Origin of the sequence: Lutibacter sp., assembly GCF_030692605.1 — a bacterium.
Classification (GTDB): Bacteria; Bacteroidota; Bacteroidia; order Flavobacteriales; family Flavobacteriaceae; genus Lutibacter.
Genome location: NZ_JAUYUD010000026.1, coordinates 1 through 7,426 on the forward strand (window position 1 = coordinate 1; position 7,426 = coordinate 7,426).

9 protein-coding genes and 1 pseudogene are annotated in these 7,426 nt (G+C 28.1%); 8 read left to right on the forward strand and 2 right to left on the reverse strand.

Annotated features, from left to right (window positions below):
* Positions 1 to 119 (forward strand): annotated as a pseudogene (locus Q8S45_RS02230) (IS1595 family transposase); the annotation flags it as partial.
* A 527-nt stretch (positions 120 to 646) separates the two neighbouring features.
* Here the strand turns inward: Q8S45_RS02230 and Q8S45_RS02235 are convergent.
* Both Q8S45_RS02235 and Q8S45_RS02240 read right to left on the reverse strand, forming a co-directional pair.
* On the reverse strand, positions 647 to 1,258 hold the full coding sequence (locus Q8S45_RS02235; RefSeq protein ID WP_305600837.1) for an efflux RND transporter periplasmic adaptor subunit: 612 nt from the start codon (positions 1,256 to 1,258) through the stop codon (positions 647 to 649).
* 511 nt (positions 1,259 to 1,769) lie between these two features.
* Complete coding sequence (locus tag Q8S45_RS02240; RefSeq protein WP_305600839.1) at positions 1,770 to 2,813, reverse strand: LytTR family transcriptional regulator; 1,044 nt, start codon at positions 2,811 to 2,813, stop codon at positions 1,770 to 1,772.
* Positions 2,814 to 3,026: 213 nt separating this feature from the next.
* Here Q8S45_RS02240 and Q8S45_RS02245 point away from each other — a divergent pair, with 213 nt between their 5' ends.
* From Q8S45_RS02245 to Q8S45_RS02275, 7 genes are all read left to right on the forward strand, one after another.
* A complete protein-coding gene (locus Q8S45_RS02245) occupies positions 3,027 to 3,461 on the forward strand; it encodes a CHRD domain-containing protein (RefSeq protein ID WP_305600841.1) in 435 nt (144 codons plus the stop codon).
* Between the two features lie 198 nt (positions 3,462 to 3,659).
* Complete coding sequence (locus Q8S45_RS02250) at positions 3,660 to 4,100, forward strand: hypothetical protein (protein ID WP_305600842.1); 441 nt, start codon at positions 3,660 to 3,662, stop codon at positions 4,098 to 4,100.
* Positions 4,090 to 4,632 (forward strand): YceI family protein, encoded by a 543-nt coding sequence (locus Q8S45_RS02255; RefSeq protein ID WP_305600843.1) that lies wholly within the window; start codon positions 4,090 to 4,092, stop codon positions 4,630 to 4,632. Before Q8S45_RS02250 ends, Q8S45_RS02255 begins: the two co-directional genes overlap by 11 nt.
* A gap of 33 nt (positions 4,633 to 4,665) precedes the next feature.
* Positions 4,666 to 5,562, forward strand: a complete 897-nt coding sequence (locus Q8S45_RS02260; RefSeq protein ID WP_305600844.1) for a DUF5777 family beta-barrel protein — start codon at positions 4,666 to 4,668, stop codon at positions 5,560 to 5,562.
* A 38-nt stretch (positions 5,563 to 5,600) separates the two neighbouring features.
* Positions 5,601 to 5,957, forward strand: coding sequence for a c-type cytochrome (locus tag Q8S45_RS02265; protein ID WP_305600846.1), 357 nt, complete (start codon positions 5,601 to 5,603; stop codon positions 5,955 to 5,957).
* 103 nt (positions 5,958 to 6,060) lie between these two features.
* On the forward strand, positions 6,061 to 6,528 hold the full coding sequence (locus tag Q8S45_RS02270; RefSeq protein ID WP_305600848.1) for a hypothetical protein: 468 nt from the start codon (positions 6,061 to 6,063) through the stop codon (positions 6,526 to 6,528).
* Between the two features lie 32 nt (positions 6,529 to 6,560).
* Positions 6,561 to 7,265, forward strand: a complete 705-nt coding sequence (locus Q8S45_RS02275; protein ID WP_305600850.1) for a DUF4382 domain-containing protein — start codon at positions 6,561 to 6,563, stop codon at positions 7,263 to 7,265.
* Positions 7,266 to 7,426: the final 161 nt, after the last annotated feature.

Here is a 7,426-nt window from a genome sequence, read left to right on the forward strand (position 1 = left end):
AAATTAAAGGAAAATATCTTCAATTGTACCTAAATGAGTTCGTTTATAAGCTTAACAGAAGATATTTTGAAGAAAAATTATTCGATAGGCTAGTAATAGCAAGCATTACAGGGTTATGATAGAAAACGGACAATCAGTTAAAATAATTCAATATAACATATTGCCGATTATAACAAATGATTTCATTAGGGTAATTATTATCATTACAAAAAATAAAGAGAGTTAGAAAAAATTATATAATAAGGGTCGATAACGAGAAAAGTATCTACCGAAGATTTAATAGGTAATAATTTTGCTATATCTGTATCGGAAAGTAATCTATTTAACTTTAACCTTATTTACCCCTTATTTATATCGCCTTAGATAAGAACTATTTAATTTTATTTATTGCCATTTTGACTTTAATTGTGTTATAATTGTTGGTATAATGTTAACTTATATATTTTTTTGTGGCCAAAAACTAAATAAGGTGAATTGATGGTGGTTCCTGAATGTTGTGGACGGTATTGAAATTGTAGATTAAAAAAATATTGAAAACTTTAAAGTTGGTTTTAAATCCAATCCCAATCTCAAAAACCTAATTACTAAACAGAATATTCAAAAATACCATTTCAATTTTCAACCTTCAGTGGTACTAAAACGTTGTTTAAAAATTGACATTACTACTAATAAAGAAGGAATCATGAGCATTAGAGAACGTGATCTTTAATTGATCTGTATTCACCAAACTAGCAATGGCGGTTGATGACGTTACATAGGATCCCTGAGAAATATAACGCAGTCCAATAATTCCTGAAAAAGGAGCACGAACCGTTGCCTTTGCCAATTGTGCTGCAACTAGTTGGGATTCTGCACGTGCAAATTGAAAATCGGCTTCAGAAATATCATATTCTTCCTGACTTATGGCTTCTTTTTCCAAAAGAAGTTTTGCCCTGCGCATGTTTTCAGAAGCCAGTTTTTGTGCCGTCTGCACTTTGGCCAACCGCGCCCTTAATTCCAAATCATTCACCAGAAAAAGGATCTGTCCTTTTAACACCTTACTTCCTTCCTTAAAATTAATTTTTTCAACAATTCCTGAAATTTCGCTTCGCAACTCCAATTGTTCATTGGCTTCCAACGAGCCCGAAAGGGACAGATTTTCAGAAAATTTTTGAGGTTTCAATACCATCCCATCCACTGTAAGGGCTGATTGGCTTCCACCTTTTTGCTTTCCTTGGCTGTTTTCTTTTTTATTGTCAATTGACCTATATGTGACCATTACCAACAACCCTACCGCTAAGAGGCTATAAATTATATGTTTAAATTTCATAAATTAGGGTGCTAAGAAGACTTTTTTTGCATTTATTTTTAACAAATATAAAACTAACCATAACAATCATCAAATTTATTACATCTTAAATTTCTTGGCCTTAAATAACTATATTATAGTGCTTTCAGTTTTTGATAAATGATCGTACATCAAGTTGATTTATTTTGAAAAATTGCTTTTCTACCAATAAAAACACATTTTGTGCTTACTCATTTGCTTTCCATTTTATGAAATATACAATTAAAGCCTTTTTATTTATCCCTTTTTTACTATTTCTAGTACATTTTTTTACCCTTTTAATACCCTAAAATTGTATAGTGTAGATTATCAACAATAAAAGCTATATAAGGTCAATGTGTTAATTTCAATACTACTTTTTTTTGATTTATTATGCCTTTTGTCCATAAAGATCTTACTTTAAAAAAATAGTTAAACCTTGTATCGGAAAATAAAATTTGTACTACGAATTAAGCCATTTCTTAAATTCAGAGGCTGTATTTTTACTAATTATAATGGCAGTATCCAATTTAGTCTTAATTTTTAATTGATTATTTCCATACTTTAAAATTTCGTCAATTGCTTTTACCGAAATAATGTATTGCCTATTCGCTCTAAAAAAAATAGAATGATCTAAACTACTATAAAGTTCATCTAAACTTGAATTTGAAGTATATTTTTTTCCATCCAAACACATTATTGATGTTATTGAAAGTTCTGTAAAAATAAAAGCAATTTGCTCAACTTTAATAGAAATTAATTTATCTTTTACATATGTTAATACTCTTTTTTTAATTTTTGAACCCTCATCATTTTCATCCCCTAAATCTATTTCTGTATCAATTTTTTCATTAATTTTATTTCTATAGTCTGTTAAATTGGCATTTAACTTTGAAAGGGTTAAAACTTCACCCATTAAAAGTTGGTTTTTTAATTCTAATTCCTTTTCAAAATAATTACTCAAATACCTTATAAAAATTACTGATAATAAAATAATTGATATTCCTGTTAATAAATACACTAATATAAAAGTTACCTTTAGTTTATTAATTTCTTTATCTATTTTATCAATATTAGCGTGTGCTGCAATAATCCAATCAGAATTTTTAACGGGATATAAATAAATTATTTCAGAGCTTCTATTGGTACTAAATTCTCGTAATCCTCCTCGTTGTTCTTTGTTTTTTAATAATTGATAAAAATCTTCAGAGTCAATTCCATCATCAAGTGGCCTAACATAAGATTCATTTGGGCTAACTTTTTTTCCAATTTTTTGAGGATCAGGGTGGCAAATTTCAACACCAGACCAATCGAACATACATATAAAACCAGATTCAATATTTGTACCTTCGATACTTTTTTGAATATTATTAATAATAGTATCTCTATGAGTACCGTTTGCAATTTGAAATGAAACCAAATTTGAAAATTCCCGCGCTTCTCTCTGACTCGATTCTATTTGAATTTCTAAAAATTGGCTAGTACTAACTTTTATCAAATAGTTCATATTAAAATATCCTATCACAAAGACTATAAGGGATATTACTAGTAAAGTAAGCAGGTATAATTTTTCTCTTTTCAAAAATTTATTTATTATTTAGTTCATTTATTTCCCTTTTAACCTCCATTTTTTCCATTTCACCTAATTTTAATTGCTTTAAAAAAGTGATCTTCTTTTATTTGTTTAAGTTAAAACAAATTTAAATAAAATTCTATCCTTATGAAAACAAAATTTTTATCATTAGCAGTCTTTTTTATTCTATCGGGCATCGTATCCTGCAGTAATGACGATGAAACAGTTCCTGATCCAAATGTAACTTTTAAAGCTACCTTGAATGGTGCAAATGAATCAACGCCTAATGCCTCAACAGCAACAGGATCGGCAACATTAACATTTAATACACTTACAAAAATTTTCACAATTACAGTAACACACACTGTTGCAGCTCCTACAAACGGACATATTCACAAAGGTGCAATTGGTGTAAGTGGCTCTGCTGTTTTTCCTTTTGCCAGTTTTACTTCTCCAATAACTTTAACAAGTATTGCTTTGGATGCAACTCAAGAGGCTGACCTTAATGCTGGACTTTATTATGTAAATATTCATACTGCAGCATTTCCTGGTGGGGAAATTAGAGGCCAACTAATTAAGTAGGTTGCAGCCTGTTCATCTATTGGCTATTTAACAATAGCATTATAAATTTTTGATAAAGTCTTGTTTTTATTATCTAATGTATTTAGTAGTTAAACTAAATTGGACTTTTATCTTAATTAAATAAAATATTATTGAAAGATCGATTTAAAAATTCATTCAAATAAATTGAAAGGTTATTATTTAAATAATTTCAAAACAATGAAAACATTAAAAATTAAAATAGTGTTCATACTTTTAACTATAAGTATTATTGGTCTATTTTATGTTATATATTTATACAATAAACCTTTTATTGATATTGAAAATACGAAAGCTAAAATAGAAGCTACGGCTCAAAAAATAATAAATGACTTTCAAGCAGATGAACATTTAGCAAATAAAATATACGTCGATAATTTAATACTTGTAAAAGGTGAAATTGCTAATATTTCTTTTAATAACGGAATAAGTACTATTACATTACGTGATTCCAAGGGGTTGACAAGTATTATTTGCCAAATGCTGCCAGAAGCTAATTTAAATGTTCTGAAACTTAAAAAAAACGACCAAATTATAATAAAAGGTGTTTGTACAGGTTACTTATTAGATATTATAATGGTTAGATGTATATTAACTAATGACAATTTTGATGAAAAATAAATTTTTAATATTCGTATTATTTTTAATGTCAGTTCAATCTTTTTCTCAAGAAAAATATTTAACAAAAGAAGGTTTTGTATCTTTTTTCTCACATACGTTGGTGGAAGATATTAAAGCCGATAATTTTCAAGTTTTAAGCGTTATCGATAAAAAAACAGGTGAAATTGAGATACAACTTTTAATGAAATCTTTTATGTTTAAAAAAGCATTGATGCAAGAACATTTTAATGAAAGCTATATTGAATCTCATAAATATCCAAAAGCCACTTTTAAAGGGTTTATAGCGAATTTTAATGAATTAGAAAGTACAAATACCACGGTTGAAATAATTGGAATATTATCTGTTCATGGAAAAGAAAAAGAAATAAAAACAACAGCAAAATTATTAATTTTAAAAGATCAAATTAACATTTCTGGGAATTTCATGGCTGATGTAGCAGATTTTGATATTAACATTCCAACAGTAGTTATAAATAATATTGCAAAAACCATTAAAGTGAGCTTTGATTTACAACACAAACCTTATAAATAAATGAGTTTTATAAAAATCTTAAATTTTAATCAAATGAAAAATATACCATTTATCATTTTAATTTTTATGGTATCAAATCAAGTGAATTCTCAAAACTTGGATGATATTTTAGAACAAGAATCTTTGAACATTACTACCATTGTTACAAGTACCTTCAACGGAACAAAAATAATGAATGGGCATTCCATTGAAACTAGACAAAAAGGTGTTTTGGAATTTTTAATTCAGCATAGATTCGGGCAAATTAATTCTGGTGCCTATGATTTGTTTGGATTAGACCAATCAAATATTCGTTTTGGGTTAGAATATGCTATTACAAATGATTTTGCAGTTGCATTGGGTAGAAGCTCTTTTGAAAAAGTTTATGACGGTTATTTAAAATATAGATTAATAAAACAAAAAACTGGTAATCAAGTAGTTCCGTTAAGTGTTACTTTGTTTGCAAGTGGTGTAGAAAAAACCCTAAAGGATTATGATCCACTTGATAAACCAAATTTTAGCGACCGATTGACATATACAAGTCAGGTATTAATAGCACGAAAATTTAATTCTGGGTTTTCGCTTCAACTTACTCCTACCTATATACATTATAACACCGTATCTGGCTCTACAGATCCAAATGATATTTATGCGTTAGGCATTGGAACCAAAATTAAAGTGGCTAAACATTTATCTATCAATGGAGAATATTATTATTTACATAATTCTTTCAATTCAATTCCAACCAAAAATTCAATAGCTCTTGGGTTAGATATTGAAACTGGTGGGCATGTATTTCAACTTATTTTCACAAATTCAAGAGCAATGATTGAAAAAGGTTTTATAGCAGAAACAAATGGAGATTTCTTTAAAGGAGATATTCACTTTGGATTTAATATTTCGAGAGATTTTTACTTGAAGAATGAAAAAGAAGCAGAAAAAATATATTAAAAAATAAAAATATAATTACTAATTCTAAAATCAATATTATGAAAAAATTACTTGCATTATCGTGTTTCTTTTCATTATTCATTTTTGCATCCTGTTCTTCTAACAGCGATGATGATGATATAATACCACCCAATAATCCGCCGGCATCTAACATTACCTATACCAACACTATAAGTTCAATTATGAGTGAAAATTGCACAAGTTGTCACGGGGCTACTCCAACCAATAATGCACCAATGTCTTTAAATACGTATGCTACTGTCAAAAGTGCCATTGAAAATAGAGGTTTAATAAATCAAATTGAAACTGGCAATATGCCAAAAAACGGGAACAAATTAACCACTACTCAAATTCAAAATATTAAAACGTGGCAAGCCAATGGTTTTCCTCAATAATTTTTTTAAACATTTAGCGTTAAAAAAGAATAATTAAATAGTATCAATTGATTTTTAAAAATATAAAATAAAACAGGTATAAAATAATTTAAAAACACTGATAATGAAACACTTACTAATTAAATTCGCAGCTCTATTCTTCGTTTTATCATTGTCATTAAGTGCTTGCTCAAGCAATGATGATGGCGCTATAACAAACGATATTGTTAAAATTAAAATTGAAACAAATGTTAAAAGTGGCACCTTTCGGATTACTAAATTTATAGATAGTGGTAAGGATGAAACCACCCATTTTACTGGGTATAATTTTACATTTGGACCAAGCAATGTATTAACCGCTACAAATGGAACGAACACCTATACTGGCACTTGGAGCATAACCAATAGCAGCAGCAGCAGTAGTGGCAGTCAGAACGATTTAGATTTTAATATTATGTTTACATCACCACCAGATTTTGAAGAATTATCCGACGATTGGGACTTTATTTCCCAAACAAGTTCTAAAATTGAATTGATAGATATTAGTGGAGGAAATGGCGGGACAGATTATTTAACTTTTCAAAAAAATTAGATATATAAAAATCCTAAACAAACAAACAAACAATGAAAAAATTTAACGTATTACTACTATTATTAATTAGTTTATTAATGTTCAGTTGTTCAGAAGATGACAATAACGGTCGCATTCAATTAACTGTAAACGCATCTAAATCAGCTGCTAAAAAGTCACTTTATAAAAAAGAAACTAATTCTAACGTGGTATTCACAGATTTCCAAATTTCAATTCGGGATGTTGTTTTTAAAAATGATGACGACATAAACAGTAATTTAGATACAGATGAGATTCAATTTAGAGGCCCGTATCAAATTGATTTACTAAATAGTACAGACGTACTATCAGAAACTATTGGAGATGCTTTTGTACCAAATGGAACTTATAAAGAATTACGATTTAAGTTTCATAAAGATAAGAGTTTATCAAACACCCACAAATTATATGACAAATCAATTTACATTGAAGGAACTATAAATGGAATACCTTTTGTCTTTTGGCATGATACAAGTGAAAATTTGGATTTAGGAAGAAACACAGGTGTTAAAGTTGAGAATGGAAAAGTAAATTTTACTGTTCAATTTAATATTAATCAGTTTTTAAACTCTTTGCACACAATTGATTTAACAACTGCTAAAGATGGAAATTCAGATGGAATAATTGAAATTAACCCAAATGATAATGATGGTAATAAAGAAATTGCTAAATTATTAAAAGAAAATATAAAAAAAACAGCCAAAATCCTAAATAATTAACAATCCTCATTTTTTATAAGTAAAAGAAGCCGTCTCAATATTAAATTTTGAGACGGTTTTTTTATTTCTATTCAATTTCGGATATTTTTTATTTTTATGAATAAGGCAAAAATTGTCCTTAAGAAGCAATTTTCTTTCTTAAATTGTGTCCTAATGCCATT